The sequence below is a fragment of the Nocardiopsis lambiniae genome, assembly GCF_031845465.1.
In the GTDB taxonomy this organism is placed as follows: domain Bacteria; phylum Actinomycetota; class Actinomycetes; order Streptosporangiales; family Streptosporangiaceae; genus Nocardiopsis; species Nocardiopsis lambiniae.
The window spans coordinates 36438-54574 of the sequence record NZ_JAVREP010000021.1 but is presented as its reverse complement, the minus strand read 5'-3'; the positions used below and the strand labels follow the sequence as shown (position 1 = coordinate 54574).

Sequence of the window (18137 nt, the reverse complement as noted above, 5' to 3'; positions counted from 1 at the left end):
ATCGCCACCGCCGGTTCACCCTTTCCGGGTTGCGTGGGAACCGTTCGACCCACCTCGAACGGATCGGTGCCGCCGTCCGCCTCCTCACCGGCCGATCGGAACGGCGCTCCGCCGTCGGGCCCTCGCATGACGGGCCGACGCCGGAATGTGGAAGTCTGTCCCCGTAGCATCCCCCGATCGATGAGGTCCGATGGACATCCTCTTCCGCGACGCCACCATGACCATGGCGATCTTCGGATTCTTCGCCGCGGCCTGGTTCGGATGGGCCCGGGTACGCCCTCCCGCCGGGAACGCCACGTGGTGGCTGGCCGGCGGCTCCGTCCTCGGCCTTCTCCTGGCGGTGGCCGGGGGCGTGCTCTCCTGGCTGCACTGGGACTCCGGGTCGGTGCCGGCCGCCGAGCGCGCCATGACCCTGTACCTGGTCATCCTCGGCGTCGAGTTCGGGGTGGCCCTGCTCGGCGTCCTGGTGCTGTTGGCGATGGACCGCCGCGAGTACTTCGCCCCGTGGATCTGCCTGGTGGTGGGCGTGCACTTCGTCCCGCTCGCCGCAGTGCTGGACAACGTGCTGCTGTACCCGCTCGCGGTGTGGCTGACCCTGTGGCCGTTCCTCGCGGTGCGCTGGGCGAACCGGCGGGACCTGGCCTACGGCTTCACGACCGGCGTCGGAGCCGGACCGGCCCTGCTGCTGGTCGCCCTGTCGAGCATGCTGGTCGCGCTCCTCGCCCGCTGACGGGCCGGGCGGGCCCCGCTATCCCGGTTTGCGGGCACCCGCGATCAGGTGCACCCCCACGTAGTCGTCGGACTCGGTGGCGTGCAGCTCCATCTCGACCAACCGTGCCATCGACCGGGGGTCGCGGGCCAGCATCATCTCCACCGTGGAGGCGGACAGCACCGTGCGCGGCTTGATCCACTCCAGCTCCAGTCCCGCCTCGGTGATGGTGTCGGTGAGCTGTTCGGCGGTGAAACAGCGGGTGATGGATCCGTCCGGCCAGGGCACCAGGAGCACGTCGGCGCTGGGCGCGTGGCTCAGCTCCGGCCAGCGGTCCTGTTCGGCGAGCAGGGCCATGCCCAGGACCACGGAGTCCACGCACAGCAGGACCCGGCCGCCCGGGCGCAGCACCCGGGCGATCTCCGCGATGGACTCCTCGGTGGCCAACTGGCGGGACAGGACCCGGTCGTCGGCGATGACCCCGTCGAAACTCTCCGCCGCCAGGAAACGCGGGAACGCCGCGTCCCCGACGATCTGGCGCAGCCGTCCGCGCCGGGCCGGGGCGGGCACCATGGCGCGTCCGTTGATCAGGCGCAGGGGGCGGCGCACCGCCATGTCCGGCGAGGGCAACAGGGTGACCACGTCGTGTCCGGCGGCCACGGCGCGAGGGGTACCCGGATAGTCCGGGCTGGACAGATCCAGCAGCCGGGAGGGGGTCTCCGGGAGCCACCGGGCGATCTGCGCCTCGGCGACGGCCCAGTAGAACCGCCAATAGTCGGACAGCCGATCGGGGGTGGCGAACTGTGCCGCCGGTGACCGAGGGCGGTCGGAGGCCGGAGTCGAGGACGGTCGCACGTGCACTCCTCTCCCATCCTTCAAAAGGTCTTACCCGCACTCTGTCATGCCTCACCTCCCATGACGTGCCCGATCGGTGAAGTTCGGGGGTGGAAGGGACCTTCGGCCCATGTCGGCGCGGAATCAGGGCGTCGAGGCGGTTGTTGTCACCGACACCGCGACCGGGGGGATCCCCGGTACCGCGGCCACCAGGGAGTCCCCGAGGAGGGTCACCAGACCATGCCGACCGCCGGTGCGTGCCTCGAACGCGAAGAGGCGTCGACGACGCCACGTGGTGCCGATGCCCGGCTCCGTGCCGTGGAACCGTATCGTGGGGATACGGATTTCCCAGCCGGAACCAGTGCGAGGAGGCCGACGGGCTTGGATCAGGGCCAGGAGACAGCCGAGGAGCGGGAAGAGCGCTTCGAGAGGGACGTGCTCCCCTTTCTCGACCAGCTCTACTCCGCGGCGCTGCGCATGACCCGCAACCCCGCCGACGCGGAGGATCTCGTTCAGGAGACCTTCGCCAAGGCGTTCGGTTCGTTCCATCAGTTCAAGGAGGGAACGAACCTCAAGGCGTGGCTGTACCGCATCCTCACCAACACCTTCATCAACTCCTACCGCAAGAAGCAGCGCGAGCCGAAACAGGCCGGGACCGAGGACGTCGAGGACTGGCAGTTGGCTCAGGCCGCCTCGCACACCGCGGCGGGCCTGAAGTCCGCCGAGGCCGAGGCCTTGGAGCACCTCCCCGACAGTGACGTCAAGCGGGCGCTCCAGGAACTGCCCGAGGACTTCCGGATCGCGGTCTACCTCGCCGACGTCGAGGGCTTCGCGTACAAGGAGGTCGCCGAGATCATGGGGACGCCGATCGGGACGGTCATGTCCCGACTGCACCGGGGGCGCCGTCAACTCCGGTCCCTGTTGGAGGAGTACGCGGTGGATCGCGGTTTCCTCGCCGCCACGCGCGCCACGGCGGGTGCGGCGGCCTCGGGGACGTCCGCGGGCGGGCGGGGTCAGGACGGGTCGGATCGAGGAGATCGACGATGAGCGGCCATGACCGACACGGGGACACCCCGTGCAGTGAGGTACTCGACAAGCTCTACACCTATATCGACGGTGAGCTCGAAGAGAACAACTGCGAGCTGATCAGGCGACATCTGGACGAGTGCGAGCCCTGCCTGGAGGAGTACGGCCTGGACGAGGCGGTGAAGAAGCTCGTCGCCAAGCACTGCGGTTGCGATCCGGTCCCCTTGGACCTGCGGGACAAGGTGTTGGGTCGGTTGGCCCTGGCCAGGACCGAACAGTCCGTCCGCGAGGCGGTGGAGCGGGCGCCCGGAACGTTCACCTGATCGGGGGCCGCGGACGCGGTCCCCACGCGGACCCGGTTCTTTTTCCGGGGTCGACGTCTCTCAAGGCGGAAGCTGGAATTCCAGCTTCCGCCTTTTTGTCATATTGGGCCGGCTTCTTTTATTCTTGTCATCTTATGTGGCGTTCAGGTGGTTTTGGGGTTATTTGTGTGCGCGCGGAGGGCGATTCCCTTTCTCCGTCGGGGTTTTGGTCATCCGGCCACTCGGGTGCCGTCTTCGTCCACTCCTGCGACACGCCCGAAGCCCTTGGGTCGGCACGGCCGTGATCGACTCGGAATGATTTTTCCGGCGGCCCTGCGGCGCGCCCATGTCTGGTTACTTTGGGTAGTCGAACCTGGTGGGCTCGGTTCACCAGGTGGAGGAGAGGTCGCCTGAGCATCGGACTTCCGCGATCACGCCCCTCGCGGCACCGGTCACTCAGGGTAGTCTCTCGGGATTGCTAATTGAATTAGTAATTCCATACTTCGGAACTTCGTATCATGTTCGGAGTCCGAGGTGGCGGTGGTTCGGGTTGTGGGGAATCCGGGTGCCTTCCGGGCCCGTTAAACTGGACGTCATATCCAACGAATGGGGTAATTTACGCGGCGTGCCCGGGGAAAAGGCGGCATGCCGCTCAAGTGAGAGGGGACAATGATGTTCATGGCATTGCTTCACGTCGCTGCCGCGTCGATCTTGGCGGCTTCCTCCTTCACGGGATGGTCCTGGTGGTAAAACAGAACCGGTGAAACCATGACAGTCCGGTCGTCGTCGGTGGGGGGTGAACGAGGGTGCGGGCTCTTCCCGGGGGCGCGCGTGTCTACGTCGGGATCATCGTTGTCAGTGCTGTCACCATCGTGCTCATGGGGCCCTATGCGGGTATCGATCTGCGGACGCTGGTCCTGGTGGCGCTCCTGTTCGTGGTCGCGGAGTCGATCAGCACGAGCGTCCCGTCGGGCGGCAAGGCGGGGATCTCGCCGAGTTCGGCCGTCTCCCTGGCCGCGGTCGTCCTGGTCGGTCCGGTCGGGGCCGCGGTGGTCGGTTTCGCCTCCTGCTTCGCCGTGCGCAGGCAGAACCTGGTCAAACGGGCCTTCAACGGGGCGCAGTTCGCACTGGCGGCGTACGCCGCGGGACACGTCTACCTTCTGTGCGGCGGCGTGGTCGGGGAACTCGGCCGGGAGGACTTCCCGGCCGTGGTCCTGCCCTACGTCATCGCGGTCCTGACCCACTCCGCGGTCAACTCCCTCCTGATCGCCGTCCTGCTGTGGACGCTCGGTCAGGTGCGCCCCCGCGGGCGCGGCAGGTTCAACTGGCGCCCCCTGGTGGCCGTCGAGTTGTCCTCGATGGGCTACCAGATGCTCGGGCTGGCGATCGCGGCGGTCTGGGGCGGCGTCGGGGTCATCGCGCCGCTCCTGGTCCTGCTGCCGCTCTTCATCGCCCGGTGGGCGTTCGCCCAACAGGCCGACGAGGAACGCGCGCACGAGGCCACCCTGGCCACGCTCTGCCAGGCGGTGGAGACCAAGGACTACTACACGCGCGGGCACTGCATGCGCGTCGCCGAGGGCGCCGCCATGATCGCCCGCGAACTGGGCATGACCGCCGAGCGGGTGCAGAAGATCCGCTACGCGGGCATGCTCCACGACATCGGCAAGCTCGGGGTGCCCACCAAGGTCTTGCAGAAGACCGGCAAGCTCACCGACGAGGAGTACGCCGCCATCAAGCTGCACCCCACCAGGGGGTACGAGATCGTCCGGGAGATCGGTTTCCTGGACGAGGCCCTGGCCGGGATCCGGCACCACCACGAACGCCTCGACGGTCGCGGTTACCCGATGGGGCTGGTGGGGATGGAGATCCCCGAGTCCGCCCGCGTCATCAGCGTCGCCGACGTCTTCGACTGCCTCACCTCCACCCGCTCCTACCGCAAGGCGTGGTCGGTGGAGGAGGCCATCGCCGAACTGCGCGCCTGCGCCGGCACGCAGTTCGATCCGCGCATGGTGGAGGCCCTGGTCAGGGCGGTCGAGCGCGAAGGCTGGGAGACCCCCGACATCGCCGAGCCGCCCGGTGGCTGCTACGGATCGGCCGCGGCCGACGAGGCGGCCGAGGAGGCGAACGTATCCGAGGGCACGGACGAGGACGACGAGGAGACGGTGGCCGTGCCCGCCGAGACCGACTCGACCACGGCGCTGTCCGGCGGGACCGCGGCGGGCGGTCGGGAACGGTGATGACGCAGAGGCAGACGGAGGGGCCCCGCCCCTCCGACGGACGACCGATCGGCCCCGAGGGCGGCGCGCTCAGCCACCAGCGCCCCCGCGGCCCGATCTGGCGGACCTCACGGCCGGTGCGCGCGATCCTGGTCGCGGCCGTGGGTGCCATCTCCCTGGCCGCCCTGGTGTGGACGTCGGCCATCGGGTTCGTCGAACCCTACGTGGCGCTGTCCTTCTGCCTGGTCATCGCGGTCGGCGAGCTGGTCAGGATCACCCTGCCCGGGCACCGGGAGGTCGCGCCGATCGCTTCGGCCGGAGCGGTCGGATACGCCTTCCTGCTGAGCCTGGGGGAGGGGCCCTCACTCCACTCGCCCTGGCAGGTGGTGGCGGTGGTCGCCTGCGGTGTGGCGGTGGGCGAACTGCCGCACATCGCCGTGGGCCGCGCCCCCCGGGTGGAGGACGTCGCCCGGCGGGTGCTCTCCGCCGGCCTGTTGGCCATCGGGTTCCGCCCCCTGGCCGAACGACTGGACTTCTCGGGCCCGTCGGTGACGGCGACGCTGCTCATGTTCGCGCTGGTGCTGGCGGTGTGGGGGATCGACGGGCTGTTGGCCGCGCTGCTGCGCGCCGAAAGGTTGCGCACCCGGCTGTGGGTGGCCGTCCGCGACGAGATGCGCGCCCAGTTCGCCTCGGGCGTGGCCATCGGTTCCAGTGGTGTGCTCATCGCCCTGTCCTGTACGGTCACGGGCCTGGCCGGGCTGCTGGTGTTCAGCGCCCCGCTGCTGGTCGCCCAGGTGGCCTTCCGCCGCCACGCCGAGGTGCGGCGCACCTACCTGGAGACCGTGCGCGCCCTGTCCCGGGTCACCGAGGTCGGCGGGTACGTGGAGAACGGGCACTCGCGCCGGGTCAGCCGGCTGTCCCACCTGATCGCGTGCGAGCTGGGGCTGGCCGAGGCCGACCTGCTGGAGCTGGAGTACGCGGCACTGATGCACGACATCGGACAGCTGTCCCTGCGCGAGCCCATCGCGGGCGGGGCGACGGTGCTGGCCTCGCCCCGGGAACAGCGGCGCATCGCCGAGCTGGGCGCCGGGATCATCCGCGAGACCGGGGTGCTGGACAGCGTCGCCGAGGTGGTGCGCCGTCAGTGCGAGCCGGTCGCGGGCGACGGCGACGAGGGCGTCCCACCGCTGGGCAGCCGGATCATCAAGGTGGCCAACGCCTTCGACGACCTGGTCGGCGAGAACGGCGACGCCGAGCGCCGGTCGGCGGTACTGGAACGGCTGCGCATGGACGCGGGCAGCGAGTACGACCCCGGGGTGGTGGACGCCCTGGCCGCCGTGCTCGAACGCGAGTGAGGTCCCTCTCGCCGGGGTCGGCGGGGCCGGGGCACCGCGCGCGCCGCGCGGTGCCCCGGTCAGTCGGTCGGCGGCCGCAGCCGGGTGACGAACTTGTAGCGGTCGCCCCGGTACAGCGAACGCACCCATTCGACCGGGTGCCCCTCCCGGTCGAAGCTGTGCTGGCAGTGCAGCACCAGCGGCAGTCCCACGTCCACCCCGAGCAGCCGGGCCTCGTTGGGGGTCGCCAGGACCGTCTCGATGGACGCCTCCGCCTCGGAGAGGGAGACGTCGTAGGCACTCGCCAGCGCCTCGTAGAGCGAGGCGTAGCGGTCCAGCTGCCGTCGTAGCCCCGGGAAGCGCCGAGCCGCCAGATGCGCGGTCTCCACCGCCATCGGCTCCCCGTTGGCCAGCCGCAGCCGTTCGATGCGCAGCACCCGCCCGCCCGAGCGGATCGCCAGGAGCTCGGCGAGCTGGTCGTCGGCGTTGATGTAGCTCACATCGAGGATGCGCGTGGCGGGGTGCAGGCCGTGTGAGCGCATCTCCTGGGTGTAACTGGTGAGCTGGAGCACCTGGGCGACCTTGGGCTTGGCGACGAACGTCCCCTTGCCCTGGATGCGCAGCAGGCGCCCCTCCACGACCATCTCCGTGAGGGCTTGGCGCACGGTGGTGCGCGAGGTCCCGAACTGGGTGGCCAGAGCCCGCTCCGGAGGCACCGGATTGCCCGCGGGCATCGCCTCGATGAGTTCCAAGAGCTGCTTCTTCACCTGGTAGTACTTCGGCACCCGGGGGTTGCCGTCCAGTGTGCCCTGCCCGGTCATCGGTCTCCTCCGCGTTCGAGCGCGCCCTGAGAATTGGTGTGGACCACTGGTCGAGCGCGTACCTCTTGAGTATGCACGCCTTCATGGGATGATTTGTGAGTGCCTCACCTCAGTGATCTCATCAGGCGTCACACGTCCCTCGAACAGGCGGATCTGGAGTGGATCCACGCCCTGGTCTCCGACTGGCAGCTGCTGGCGGACCTCTCCTTCGCGGATCTGGTCCTGTGGGTGCGGCTGCGCGAGGACGACGGCTGGGTGTCCATCGCCCAGATGCGCCCCACGACCGGGCCCACGGCGTTCCAGGACGACCTGGTCGAGGCCGTCCTCTACGACGACATGACGGATGTCACCTCCCGTTCGGCCCCCCGGGTGGTGGGCCGCAGGGCGCTCATCGACCGCGCCTGGCGCGAGGGGCGCATCTGTCGGGACGGGGACCCGGACTGGTCGGGCGGCGTGCCGGTGCGGGAGGAGACCATTCCGGTGCGCCGCGAGGGCAACCTCATCGCGGTGATCCAGCGCAGTACCAATCTGAGTTCGGCGCGCACGCCCAGCCGGTTGGAGCTGACCTATCTCCAGAGCGCCGGCGACCTGGCGCAGATGATCGCCGAGGGCGTGTTCCCCTTCATCGACCAGGGGCCGCTCATGGTGCGCTCTCCCCGGGTGGGGGACGGCCTGCTGCGCCTGGACCAGAACGGCGAGGTGGTCTACGCCAGCCCCAACGCCCTGTCCGCCTACCGGCGTCTGGGCCTGACCGCCGACCTGGTGGGGGCCCGGCTGGACCGCATCACCCTGGAGTTGGCGGTGCAGGGTGAGGCCCGCGACGAGAACCTGACCTACACCGCCGGCGGCCGGGCGCCGCAGGAGGCGGAGGTGGACGCCCGCGGCGTCACCGTGCAGTTGCGCGCGATCCCGCTCATTATCGACGAGGTGCGCATCGGCGCGCTGGTGATGGTCCGGGACGTCACCGAACTGCGGCGGCGTGAACGCGAGCTGATGACCAAGGACGCCACCATCCGGGAGATCCACCACCGGGTGAAGAACAACCTCCAGACCGTGGCGGCCCTGCTGCGGTTGCAGGCGCGGCGGCTGGACGTGCCCGAGGCGCGGGCGGCCTTGGACGAGGCGGTGGGCCGGGTCGGCTCCATCGCGATCGTCCACGAGATGCTGTCCCACACCCCCGACGAGGTCGTCGATTTCGACGACATCGCCGACCGGGTCATCCAGATGGCGGCGGAGGTCTCCTCCACGTCATCGGGCAGCACCGTGATCCCGCGCCGGGTGGGTGGGTTCGGTCGGCTCAACGCCCTGGTGGCGACACCGTTGTCGATGGTGCTGGCGGAGCTGGTGCAGAACGCGGTGGAGCACGGACTGGGTCAGGGACCGGGATCGATCGAGGTGCGGGTCCGCCGATTCGAGGGCGTCCCGGGATACGTGGGCGCGGGGAGCCTGGAACTGGCGGTGTCCGACGACGGCGGCGGGCTGCCGGAGGACTTCGACCTGGAGGGGACCACGAGCCTGGGGTTGCAGATCGTGCGGACCCTGATCGTGGGAGAACTCGGCGGGACCCTGGCGATCAAGCCCAAGGAGAGCGGTGGGACCGAGGTGGCGATCACCCTGCCGCTGGACCGCGAGGAGGCGTCGCTGCCCTAGGGTGTGCTCTTCGGGTTCGGGCCGAAGGGCCCGGATGCCGTCGAGGGGAGCGAGGGCGTCCACGGGATACGGCCTGGCGGCCGTCCCGGGATCGGGTACGAGGGGCGTCCCCGCTGCGCCGGGCGGGGACCCTCGTGGCCGCACCCCGTCGTTGACAGGGGGGCGGTGCGGGAACGTCGGATCAGCTGCGTACCATCGAACGATGAGGGATCCCGCGCCGCTTCTTGAGCAGTCGGCGTTCGTCCTCGCTGGTGCCTCCCCAGACGCCACCGTCCTGGCCGCTCTCCAACGCCCAGGTCAGACAGGCGGAGCTGACGGGGCAGCGGCGGCACACGGCCTTGGCCTCTTCGATCTGCAACACGGCGGGGCCGAAGTTGCCGATGGGAAAGAAGAGTTCGGGGTCTTCGTCACGGCAGGCTGCGTCATGGCGCCAGTCCATGCGGTCCACTCCTCATGTCGAGGTCCGGGGCTTGTGAAGATTTTCACGAACAGTGCGCGGCGGGCGCCCGGTGGATGGGTCCCACCGGAGGGGTCCTGGTCACGGGTTCACCCCGCGGCCACATGGGAAACGCCCGAATTAACTCGCCCGTAACTCGCGGCGATATGTCGAGCGTGGCAGGCTTGAACCTGCCGTGCAAGGGGGCTCGGGGTCAAAGGTCCTGTAAGCCGTGTCGCATGCGTCACAGTGCCGTTGAATGGCGCCTTACCCGACAATTAACAGACGATTCGTAATGCCTTCGGTACGGAATGGAAGTTGACCTCTTCGCGCTCCCCGAGGTACTCCCCATCGATTTGGAACGCCCGCGGATGAGGTGACGTGATCCGTAGTGACTCCTGGTCGTGCCAGGTCAGGTACCCGTCGCCGCGTGCCGGGAGCCCTTTGGGGAAGCACATCTGCGAAAGGATCCAGCCGGTCAGCGGGTGTGAGGCCTGGGTGAGCGCGAAAGCGTCCAAGCCCAGCTCGAAACGCGACGCCGGGGTCGGCTGGATCGGGAGGGCTCCCGCGTAAGTCCACGGTGTGGCGTTGGTGACGAGAGCGAAATACACATCGCGAACGGCGCCCCCGCGGGTCCGTACGCTCAGTGACGGATCACGGATATCGCCGCCGAAGAACAGCTTGAAGGCGACCTCCGCGTACAGCGCAGGCGTCGCCTTCCGCCCGTTCGCGCGTTCGTGCTCCACCCGCTGGACCACGTCCGCGTCCCAGCCGAAGCCGGCGCAGAAGGTGAAGTGGCGGTCGTCCCTGTCACTGGTGATCCGACCCAGGTTGATCTCGCGCTCTCGGCCCGCCCGTAGCGCCTCCATGATGGTCCCGGTGGCCTCCACCGGGTCGCCCGACACCCCCAGGGCGCGGATGAAGACGTTGGCGCTGCCGCCGGGGATCACCGCGTAGCGCGGTCGTTTCAGCTCCGGGGGGGTCGCGAGGAGGCCGTTGACGACCTCGTTGACGGTGCCGTCACCGCCCAGACTCACCACCAGCTCGTATCCGTCCGCCGCGGACGCGCGGGCCAGCTCACTCGCGTGTTCGCGGTACTCGGTCTCGGCGACGGTGACGTCCAGCTCCGAGGACAGGGCGCCCAGGATCACCTCGCGGGTACGCGACGTGGTCGTGGTCGCCTGGGGGTTCACGATGAAAAGGGCGCGCACACGGTCAGTCTAGGGGTAAGGATCCGGCTCGGCGCCGTGAGTGGGAGGGGCGGGACACGGGGGAGTCGGTGCGGGGATAACCTCGTGAGGTGTCTTCCGAGGTCTCTTCCCGCCCGTACACCGTCGTCATCGCCGCAGCGCTGGAGGCGCTGATCGGGGTGGCCGCGGCCGTCGGCGGCGGCTACAGCATGTTCATCGCGATCACCGGCCGCACCGGCGAGCTGAGCAGCGCGATCCCCCTCACCGCGATCGGTCTGGGCGTGGGCGCGCTGCTGATCTTCGTCGCCCGCGGCCTGTGGCGGCTGAACGACTGGGCGCGCACACCGGTCTTCGTGACGCAGATCTTCCTCGGCGTGGTGGCGTACTACATGTTCACCAGCGGCCAGCCCGTCATCGGTGCCGGGCTCGCCGCCGTGGCCGTGGCCGCCTCGGCGGCGGTGCTCTCGCCGCCGACGACCGCGGCGCTCTTCCCGGGTGAGTGGGGTGAGCGGAACCGTTAGTCCGCGGTCGTCGGCGGGGCGTCAATCGTCGGTGGTCAGGGCCTGACGCAGTTGTGCCAGGGTCCGCGCCAGCAGACGGGACACGTGCATCTGGGAGATGCCGAGTTCCTGGGCGATCTGTGACTGGGTCATGTTCCCGAAGAACCTCAGGAGCAGGATCCGCTTCTCGCGAGGCGGCAACTGCTCCAAGAGCGGCTTGAGGGACTCCCGGTACTCCACACCCTCCAGGGACTCGTCCACGATCCCCAGGGAGTCGGCCACCGCGGGGGCGTCCTCGTCCCCGCTGTCGGGCGCGTCCAGCGACACCGTCGAGTAGGCGTTGGCGGACTCCAGGCCCTCCAGCACCTCCTCCTCGGTCATCTGGAGATAGGTGGCCAGTTCGGCGACCGTCGGCGAGCGACCCTCGCGCTGCGACAGGTCACTGACCGCCTTGGTCAGCGAGAGCTTCAGTTCCTGGAGACGCCGGGGGACTCGGACGGCCCACCCCTTGTCCCGGAAGTGACGCTTGATCTCACCGACGATCGTCGGTGTGGCGTAGGTCGAGAACTCCACCCCGCGTTCCAGATCGAACCGGTCGATGGACTTGATCAGCCCGATCGTGGCGACCTGGGTGAGGTCGTCGAGCCATTCCCCTCTGTTGCGGAACCGACGGGCCAGGTACTCCACCAAGGGCAGGTGGAGTTCCACGAGCTCGTCACGGATCCTGCGCCGTTCCTCGGAATCGGCTTCGAGTTCGTTGAGGCGTTCGAACAGCGCTCTCGCGCGCGCCCGGTCGGGCACCGCGTGCTCGGTCTTCGCGGTCAGAGCGGGCCCCCTTTCGCTCACGCCGGCTCCAAGGCGCCACGGCGTTTGTACAGGACGATGGAGACACGGTCGTCGGGTCCGACCTCGGCGTCGACCTCTCCGGCCAGGGCGGACAGCACCGTCCAGGCGAAGGTGTCGCGGGCCGGCAGTCGGCCGTCGGCGGTGATCACCGAGACGGAGATGCGCATTCCGTCCGGAGTGAGTGCGAATTCGGTGGTCAGCTCCGTGCCGGGCAGTGCCTGGGAGAGGAGCATCGCGCAGGCCTCGTCGACCCCGATCCTCAGGTCCTCGATCTCGTCGAGGGTGAAGTCGAGCCTGGCTGCCAGGCCGGCCGTCGCCGTGCGCAGGACGGACAGATAAGCGCTGTCCGCGGGCATGTTGACGGTGACGGCGTCGCGTACACCGGTGGCGTCGGCCATGGGTACAGCGGTTTCTTCGGTCACGTCCCTCCTTCGGGGGGCGAGGTTGCCGCTTGAATGCAATGTATCTCGTTTCACCCTGCCACCGGCGCAGGGAGAATGGATCGTGTCCGCGCGATCGGATCGAACGCGAGACGAACGGTCGTGGTCAGGGGGTCCGGGAGCCCAGTACGGCCAGCGCCTCCCCGTCCAATCGGCGGACCGTCCAGTCGCTCATGGGACGCGATCCCAGCGCCTCGTAGAAGCGGATGGCCGGTTCGTTCCAGTCCAGCACCGACCACTCCAGCCGGGTGTATCCGCGCTCCGCGCAGATCCCGGCCAGGGCCCGCAGGAGTGCGAACCCGTGGCCGCCGCCGCGCGCCCGCGGGCGCACGTAGAGGTCCTCCAGGTACACGCCGTGCTTTCCGGTCCACGTGGAGAAGTTGAGGAACCACACCGAGAAACCGACGGGAACGGGTTCCCCCTCCGGTCCGGGCTCCTCGGCGATGTGCGAGAAGACCCGGGGGTCGGGGCCGAAGAGCGCCGCGCGAAGATCCTCCTCGGTGGCGACCGCCGACTCCGGCTCCTTCTCGTACTCGGCGAGCTCCCGGATCATCCGGTGGATCTCCGGAAGGTCGGCGGGCTCGGCGGGACGGATCATGGATCACCTCGGTCGTGTGCGGGCAGGACGGGCCTCGTTCCAGCCTATGCGCACGACGGCGGACGTCAGGGCCGCTGAACGGGGACGTGGCGGTCCTCTCAGGGACGATGGGCGACCATGCGCTCGATCAGGCCGAAGAAGAGCCGATCGTGGTGGCCCACCTGGAAACCCGCCTCGACGGCCACGTCCCGCGGCAACCGTCGCGGGTGCTCCCTGCGCCGTTCCCACAACCGCGCGGGGAAACGGGTGTGATCGATGCGGTCCGCGGTGAGCAGCCGGCCGCCCGGGACCAGGACCCGGTGCATCTCCCGCAGCGCCGCCTCCTGGTCGTCGATCACACCCAGGGTCATGATGCACACCACGGTCTCGAAGCTCTCGTCGGGGAAGTCCAGGGCCGCGGCGTCCCCTTCCAGGAAACGGCCGGGGACGCGCAGCTCCTCGGCGCGCTCACGGGCCAGGGAGACCATCTCCGGGTCCCGGTCGATCGCGGTCAACCGCACCTGGGGAGGGTAATGGCGCAGGTTGGCGCCGGTCCCCACGCCCACCTCCAGGGTGCGCTCGCGCGCGCCCGCGCACAGGATCTCCCGGGTGCGTCGCAGCGCGACACCGTCCCAGAGTTCCCCGCGCCCCCGGCCCGTCCGGACGCTCTCCGTGTACGCGTTCATGTTCTCGCCCGCTGTGCTCACCGAACCGACTCTGGGTCCCGATCGGTCCCCGGTCAAGGGGCGGAGGCGCGTTTCTCCGCGAGAGCCCGCGAAAAGCGGGCGGCCCGCGTCCCCGGAAGGGACGCGGGCCGCCCGAAGGGCCCCGGGTCAGAGCACCTTGGACAGGAACGCCCGGGTCCGCTCGTGCTGCGGGTTCCCCAGCACCGCGGCGGGTTCACCGGCCTCCACGACCACGCCGTCGTCCATGAACACCAGGGAGTCGCCGACCTCGCGGGCGAACCCCATCTCGTGCGTGACGACCATCATGGTCATGCCGTTCTCGGCCAGGTCGCGCATGACGTCGAGCACCTCGCCGACCAGCTCCGGGTCCAGGGCGCTGGTGGGTTCGTCGAACAGCATCAGGGACGGTTCCATCGCCAGCGCGCGGGCGATGGCCACGCGCTGCTGCTGGCCGCCGGAGAGCTGTTCCGGGTAGGCGTCGGCCTTGTCGGGCAGGCCCACGCGCTCCAGCAGTTCCAGGGCCTTGGCCGTGGCCTGGGCCTTGGGAACGCGTTTGACCTGGACCGGAGCCTCGATGATGTTGCCCACCACGCTCAGGTGGGGGAACAGGTTGAAGCGCTGGAACACCATGCCGATGTCGCTGCGCTGGGCCGCGATCTCGGCCTCGCGCAGTTCGTACAGTTTGCCGCGCTTCTGCCTGTACCCCATGAGTTCGCCGTTGACCCACAGCCGCCCGGCGCTGAGCTTCTCCAGGTGGTTGACGCACCGCAGGAAGGTCGACTTGCCCGACCCGGAGGGGCCGATGATGCACATGACCTCGCCGCGCTTGACCTGGAGGTCGATGCCCTTGAGCACCTCCAGCCGCCCGAAGCTCTTGTGGACGTTCTCGGCGACCACGAGGGCGTCGGAGGGCAGTTCGGCGCCTTCGGCGGTCTCGATGACCGTTGTGTCCTGCTCGCTCATCAGTGCGCCCCTCCGACGATGCGGTTGCGTATGCCGCCGTACCGGCCCGGGTCGAAACGGCGCTCGATGAAGTACTGGCCCACCATCAGCACGCTGGTGATGGCCAGGTACCACAGGCACGCCGCCACCAGCATCGGGAAGATCTGGTAGGTCCGGGAGCCGATCGCCTGGAGTTGGTAGAACAACTCGATGGTCACCGGGACGTAGGCGAGCAGGGCGGTGTCCTTGAGCATGGCGATGGTCTCGTTGCCGGTCGGCGGGATCACCACCCGCATCGCCTGCGGCAGGGTGATGCGGCGCAGCACCCTGGCGCGGCTCATGCCCAGGGCCTGGCCGGCCTCGGTCTGGCCCTTGTCGACCGATTGCAGGCCGGCCCGGATGATCTCGGCCATGTAGGCGCCCTCGGACAGCGACAGCGCCATGAGTCCGGCGACGTAGCCGCTCAGCAGGGTGCGGGTGTCGATCTCGAAGAACCGCGCGTCACCCTCCATCCCCAGCCAGGCCATCCAGTAGTTGTCGAAGGGCAGGCCCAGTTCGATGGTCTGGTAGAGGATCGCCAGGTTACCGAAGAGCACGGCCAGGACCAGGCGGGGCACACCCCGGAAGAACCAGGTGTAGAGCCAGGAGACGGTGCTCAGGACGGGGTTGCCGGACAGGCGCATCACGGCCAGGAGGATGCCCAGCACGATGCCGATGATCATGGACAGCACGGTGGCGCTGATCGTGATCCACACGCCTCGGACGACGGGGTCCGAGAACATGTGCTCCATCATGAACGGCCAGTTGAAGGCGTCGTTCGTGAAGAGCATGTGCACGAACATCGCCGCGAGGAGCAGGACGAGGCCGGCGGCCACCCACCGTTCGGGGTAGCGAACGGGGACGGCGGTGATGGGTTCGGCCGATCGGCCCGGAGCCCTCTTCTCGGGCTCCGGGCCGTCCACCGGTGCGGTCGGTGAGGACACAGGTCGGACTTTCGCTCGGTGATGGACGGGGGAGGTCTTCCCTTATCCCTCGGTGGTCGGGTTCACCTCGGCGGACTCCAGACCGCCGGCCTCGACACCCCATTCGCCGAGCACCTGCTCGTAGGTGCCGTCCTCGATCATGGCGTTGAAGGCGGCGGCGATGGCGTCGGCCAGTTCGGTGCCCTCCTTGTGGGTGAGGATGCCGTAGGGAGCGGCGTCGTACTGCTCACCGATGAACTCCAGCACGCCTTCGCCGGTCTGCTCCAGGGCGTAGGCCGAGGTGGGCATGTCGGCGAGGGAGGCGTCGTTGACACCGGACACGACGGTCTCGGTGGCCAGCGGCTGGCTCTCGAACTTCTGGATGGTGATCGGGTCCTCGCCGGCGTCGACGCAGGCCTGGCTGCGGGCCTCGATGTCCTCGTCGTGCGTGGTGTCGGACTGGACCGCGACGCGCATGCCGCAGGCGTTGTCGGGGTCGACGCTCTGCGGGTTGCCGTCCTGGGCGAACCACTGGGTGCCGGAGGAGAAGTAGGAGATCATGTTGACCTGCTCCATGCGCTCCTCGGTGATGGTGAAGGAGGAGGAGCCCAGGTCGTAGGTGCCGGTGTCGACGCCGATGATGATGGAGTCGAACGTGGTGGGCTGCCAGTCGGCTTCGAGGTCCAGTTTGCCGAGGGCGGCTTCGAGCAGGTCGACGTTGAAGCCGAGGACGGTCTCGCCGTCGGGGTCCAGGTACTCACCGGGCGGGTAGGAGGCCTCCACGCCGATCGCGACCGTGCCCGCCTCGGCGATGTCGGCGGGCACCAGGGCCGCCAGTTCCTCGTCCACCTCGACGGCGGGCTTCTCGGGCGCCGCGGTGTCCTCACCGGGTTCGTCGGAACCACCGCAGGCGCTCAGTGCGAGGACGCCGGCCAGGGCGAGGGCGCCGACGGAGAAGGGCGTGGACAGGGGCTTGTGCAGGTCCATCGTGGATCTCCTTCTGGAGCACGAAGTGCCTGGTCGGAGTCGGGTTCGTGGCCCCATTCCCCGAACCAGAGCGACATACGGTGCGATGTGTGACGAATGTTGATATGCCGGTGCCGTCCTATGTTGCCGACCCGCGATTTTCCTGTGGTCACCGTTGTGAGAGGATTGCGTAACGGGTCATCCCCGTGAGAGAGGCGTCCGCGCAGAACTCGCATAAGAGTCAGGCGAAGCACGATCCTCCCCGGCGACATCACCGGTCATGGCCGACCGGCGTCGTGGAGGTCACCCCTAGCACAGATCCGGCTTCGCGCGCGGTACGCACCCACCCATTCGCCCCGTCATGGCCGACGGCGGCGTACCGAAAGACCTTGAAGGGTTTTCGATGACCAGCGAGTCCTCTTCGCGTACCCGGAATCAGCATCTCGACGACGATCCCGCTTTCGCCCTGCACCGCGGCGGCAAGCTCCAGGTGACCTCCACCGTCGACGTCCACGACCAGGAGGGCCTGTCCCTCGCCTACACCCCCGGCGTCGCCCGCGTCTGCGACGGGATCGCCGACACGCCCGAGCTGGTGGAGGACTACACCTGGCGGAGCAACCTGGTCGCCGTCGTCACCGACGGCACCGCGGTCCTCGGCCTGGGCGACATCGGCCCCGAGGCCTCCCTGCCGGTCATGGAGGGCAAGTCGCTGCTGTTCAAGCAGTTCGGCGACGTCGACTCCGTGCCGATCGCGCTGGCCTGCACCGACGTCGACGAGATCGTCGAGACGGTCGTGCGGATGTCCCCGTCCTTCGGCGGCATCAACCTGGAGGACATCTCCGCTCCGCGCTGCTTCGAGATCGAGAAGCGCCTGCGCGAGCGGTTGGACATCCCCGTCTTCCACGACGACCAGCACGGCACCGCCATCGTCACCGTGGCCGCCCTGCACAACGCCGCCCGCTTCACCGGGCGCACCCTCGGCGACCTGCGCGCCGTGGTCTCGGGCGCGGGCGCGGCCGGGATCGCCGTCACCAAGATGCTCATCGACGGCGGCATCGGCGACATCGCCGTCGCCGACTCCAAGGGCATGATCTACGACGGCCGCGAGGGCCTGACCCCGGTCAAGCGGGAACTGGCCGCCGTCAGCAACAAGGCGGGCCTGCGCGGCTCCATCGAGAGCGCCCTGGCCGGCGCCGACGTGTTCATCGGCCTGTCCGCCGGCGAGGTCCCGGAGAACGTCGTCGCCACCATGGCCGAGAACTCGATCGTCTTCGCCATGGCCAACCCCAACCCGGAGATCCACCCGGACGTCGCCCGCAGGTACGCGAGCGTCGTCGCCACCGGGCGCAGCGACTTCCCCAACCAGATCAACAACGTGCTGGCCTTCCCGGGTGTGTTCCGAGGCGCCTTCGACGCCCGGGCCACCGCCATCACCGAGAACATGAAGCTGGCCGCCGCCACGGCGCTGGCCGCCCTCGTCGGTGACGACCTGTCCGCGGACTACGTCATCCCGAGCCCCTTCGACGAGCGGGTGGTCCCGGCGGTCGCCGCCGCGGTCGCCGCCCAGGCCCGCGAGGACGGCGTCGCCCGCCGCTAGGACGTGTTCCGCGCAGGGCGGGGCCGGTGTTCCCACACCGGCCCCGCCGTTCGTCCTCGGGGCGGGGCTGTCCCCCCGCCGCCGACGCCACGGCCCCGGCGGG

At 69.2% G+C, this 18137-nt stretch carries 19 protein-coding genes; 8 read left to right on the top strand and 11 right to left on the bottom strand.

The features are described from left to right. Positions 1-190 precede the first annotated feature (190 nt). Positions 191-730 carry a hypothetical protein gene (locus RM479_RS23070; protein ID WP_311513835.1) on the top strand — a complete coding sequence of 180 codons (540 nt, stop codon included), beginning with the start codon at positions 191-193 and terminating at the stop codon, positions 728-730. Between the two features lie 18 nt (positions 731-748). Here the strand turns inward: RM479_RS23070 and RM479_RS23065 are convergent, their stop codons facing one another. Beyond that, on the bottom strand, positions 749-1570 hold the full coding sequence (locus tag RM479_RS23065; RefSeq protein ID WP_311513834.1) for a class I SAM-dependent methyltransferase: 822 nt from the start codon (positions 1568-1570) through the stop codon (positions 749-751). A 354-nt stretch (positions 1571-1924) separates the two neighbouring features. Between RM479_RS23065 and RM479_RS23060 the strand changes: the two genes are divergently transcribed. From RM479_RS23060 to RM479_RS23045, 4 genes are all read left to right on the top strand, one after another. Continuing rightward, the gene (locus RM479_RS23060) at positions 1925-2590 is read left to right on the top strand and encodes a sigma-70 family RNA polymerase sigma factor (protein ID WP_274808563.1); all 666 of its coding nucleotides are present in this window, start codon (positions 1925-1927) and stop codon (positions 2588-2590) included. Beyond that, positions 2587-2892, top strand: coding sequence for a mycothiol system anti-sigma-R factor (gene rsrA, locus RM479_RS23055; RefSeq protein ID WP_274808562.1), 306 nt, complete (start codon positions 2587-2589; stop codon positions 2890-2892). The genes RM479_RS23060 and rsrA overlap by 4 nt, the downstream gene beginning before the upstream one ends. An 851-nt stretch (positions 2893-3743) precedes the next feature. Next, positions 3744-5108, top strand: a complete 1365-nt coding sequence (locus RM479_RS23050; RefSeq protein ID WP_311513857.1) for an HD-GYP domain-containing protein — start codon at positions 3744-3746, stop codon at positions 5106-5108. Further along, positions 5108-6442 (top strand): HD-GYP domain-containing protein, encoded by a 1335-nt coding sequence (locus tag RM479_RS23045; RefSeq protein ID WP_311513833.1) that lies wholly within the window; start codon positions 5108-5110, stop codon positions 6440-6442. Before RM479_RS23050 ends, RM479_RS23045 begins: the two co-directional genes overlap by 1 nt. Positions 6443-6501: 59 nt before the next feature. On the opposite strand, the gene RM479_RS23040 is transcribed toward RM479_RS23045, so the two are convergent. Beyond that, entirely contained in the window at positions 6502-7242 is a 741-nt protein-coding gene (locus tag RM479_RS23040; RefSeq protein ID WP_311513832.1) for a GntR family transcriptional regulator, read from the bottom strand. Positions 7243-7341: 99 nt separating this feature from the next. Here RM479_RS23040 and RM479_RS23035 point away from each other — a divergent pair, with 99 nt between their 5' ends. Continuing rightward, positions 7342-8892, top strand: coding sequence for a sensor histidine kinase (locus tag RM479_RS23035; RefSeq protein WP_274808558.1), 1551 nt, complete (start codon positions 7342-7344; stop codon positions 8890-8892). A gap of 181 nt (positions 8893-9073) precedes the next feature. Here RM479_RS23035 and RM479_RS23030 read toward each other — a convergent pair whose 3' ends face one another. Further along, entirely contained in the window at positions 9074-9331 is a 258-nt protein-coding gene (locus RM479_RS23030) for a WhiB family transcriptional regulator (protein WP_311513831.1), read from the bottom strand. 275 nt (positions 9332-9606) lie between these two features. Then, on the bottom strand, positions 9607-10539 hold the full coding sequence (locus tag RM479_RS23025; protein WP_311513830.1) for a diacylglycerol/lipid kinase family protein: 933 nt from the start codon (positions 10537-10539) through the stop codon (positions 9607-9609). A gap of 89 nt (positions 10540-10628) precedes the next feature. Here RM479_RS23025 and RM479_RS23020 point away from each other — a divergent pair, with 89 nt between their 5' ends. Beyond that, positions 10629-11039, top strand: coding sequence for a hypothetical protein (locus RM479_RS23020; protein WP_311513829.1), 411 nt, complete (start codon positions 10629-10631; stop codon positions 11037-11039). Between the two features lie 21 nt (positions 11040-11060). Here the strand turns inward: RM479_RS23020 and RM479_RS23015 are convergent, their stop codons facing one another. The 7 genes from RM479_RS23015 to RM479_RS22985 form a co-directional block, all read right to left on the bottom strand. Further along, on the bottom strand, positions 11061-11819 hold the full coding sequence (locus RM479_RS23015) for an RNA polymerase sigma factor SigF (RefSeq protein WP_274808784.1): 759 nt from the start codon (positions 11817-11819) through the stop codon (positions 11061-11063). Positions 11820-11860: 41 nt separating this feature from the next. Then, positions 11861-12286, bottom strand: a complete 426-nt coding sequence (locus RM479_RS23010; RefSeq protein WP_311513828.1) for an ATP-binding protein — start codon at positions 12284-12286, stop codon at positions 11861-11863. A 124-nt stretch (positions 12287-12410) separates the two neighbouring features. After that, complete coding sequence (locus tag RM479_RS23005) at positions 12411-12902, bottom strand: GNAT family N-acetyltransferase (protein WP_311513827.1); 492 nt, start codon at positions 12900-12902, stop codon at positions 12411-12413. A 98-nt stretch (positions 12903-13000) separates the two neighbouring features. Next, positions 13001-13567, bottom strand: a complete 567-nt coding sequence (locus RM479_RS23000; protein ID WP_311513856.1) for a class I SAM-dependent methyltransferase — start codon at positions 13565-13567, stop codon at positions 13001-13003. A 147-nt stretch (positions 13568-13714) separates the two neighbouring features. After that, positions 13715-14530: an amino acid ABC transporter ATP-binding protein gene (locus tag RM479_RS22995; protein ID WP_311513826.1), complete on the bottom strand. Its 816-nt coding sequence runs from the start codon at positions 14528-14530 to the stop codon at positions 13715-13717. Continuing rightward, positions 14530-15492: an amino acid ABC transporter permease gene (locus RM479_RS22990; RefSeq protein ID WP_311513825.1), complete on the bottom strand. Its 963-nt coding sequence runs from the start codon at positions 15490-15492 to the stop codon at positions 14530-14532. The genes RM479_RS22995 and RM479_RS22990 overlap by 1 nt, the downstream gene beginning before the upstream one ends. Positions 15493-15534: 42 nt before the next feature. Next, complete coding sequence (locus RM479_RS22985) at positions 15535-16458, bottom strand: ABC transporter substrate-binding protein (protein ID WP_311513824.1); 924 nt, start codon at positions 16456-16458, stop codon at positions 15535-15537. Positions 16459-16840: 382 nt separating this feature from the next. Between RM479_RS22985 and RM479_RS22980 the strand changes: the two genes are divergently transcribed. Beyond that, a complete protein-coding gene (locus RM479_RS22980) occupies positions 16841-18034 on the top strand; it encodes an NAD(P)-dependent malic enzyme (RefSeq protein WP_311513823.1) in 1194 nt (397 codons plus the stop codon). Positions 18035-18137 lie beyond the last annotated feature (103 nt).

Coding starts and splice junctions, on each gene's coding strand:
- RM479_RS23070 (WP_311513835.1), top strand. CDS start 191: ATGGACATCCTCTTCCGCGACGCCACCATGACCATGGCGATCTTCGGA.
- rsrA (WP_274808562.1), top strand. CDS start 2,587: ATGAGCGGCCATGACCGACACGGGGACACCCCGTGCAGTGAGGTACTC.
- RM479_RS23045 (WP_311513833.1), top strand. CDS start 5,108: ATGACGCAGAGGCAGACGGAGGGGCCCCGCCCCTCCGACGGACGACCG.
- RM479_RS23040 (WP_311513832.1), bottom strand. CDS start 7,242: ATGACCGGGCAGGGCACACTGGACGGCAACCCCCGGGTGCCGAAGTAC.
- RM479_RS23030 (WP_311513831.1), bottom strand. CDS start 9,331: ATGGACTGGCGCCATGACGCAGCCTGCCGTGACGAAGACCCCGAACTC.
- RM479_RS23005 (WP_311513827.1), bottom strand. CDS start 12,902: ATGATCCGTCCCGCCGAGCCCGCCGACCTTCCGGAGATCCACCGGATG.
- RM479_RS23000 (WP_311513856.1), bottom strand. CDS start 13,567: ATGAACGCGTACACGGAGAGCGTCCGGACGGGCCGGGGGCGCGGGGAA.
- RM479_RS22995 (WP_311513826.1), bottom strand. CDS start 14,530: ATGAGCGAGCAGGACACAACGGTCATCGAGACCGCCGAAGGCGCCGAA.
- RM479_RS22985 (WP_311513824.1), bottom strand. CDS start 16,458: ATGGACCTGCACAAGCCCCTGTCCACGCCCTTCTCCGTCGGCGCCCTC.
- RM479_RS22980 (WP_311513823.1), top strand. CDS start 16,841: ATGACCAGCGAGTCCTCTTCGCGTACCCGGAATCAGCATCTCGACGAC.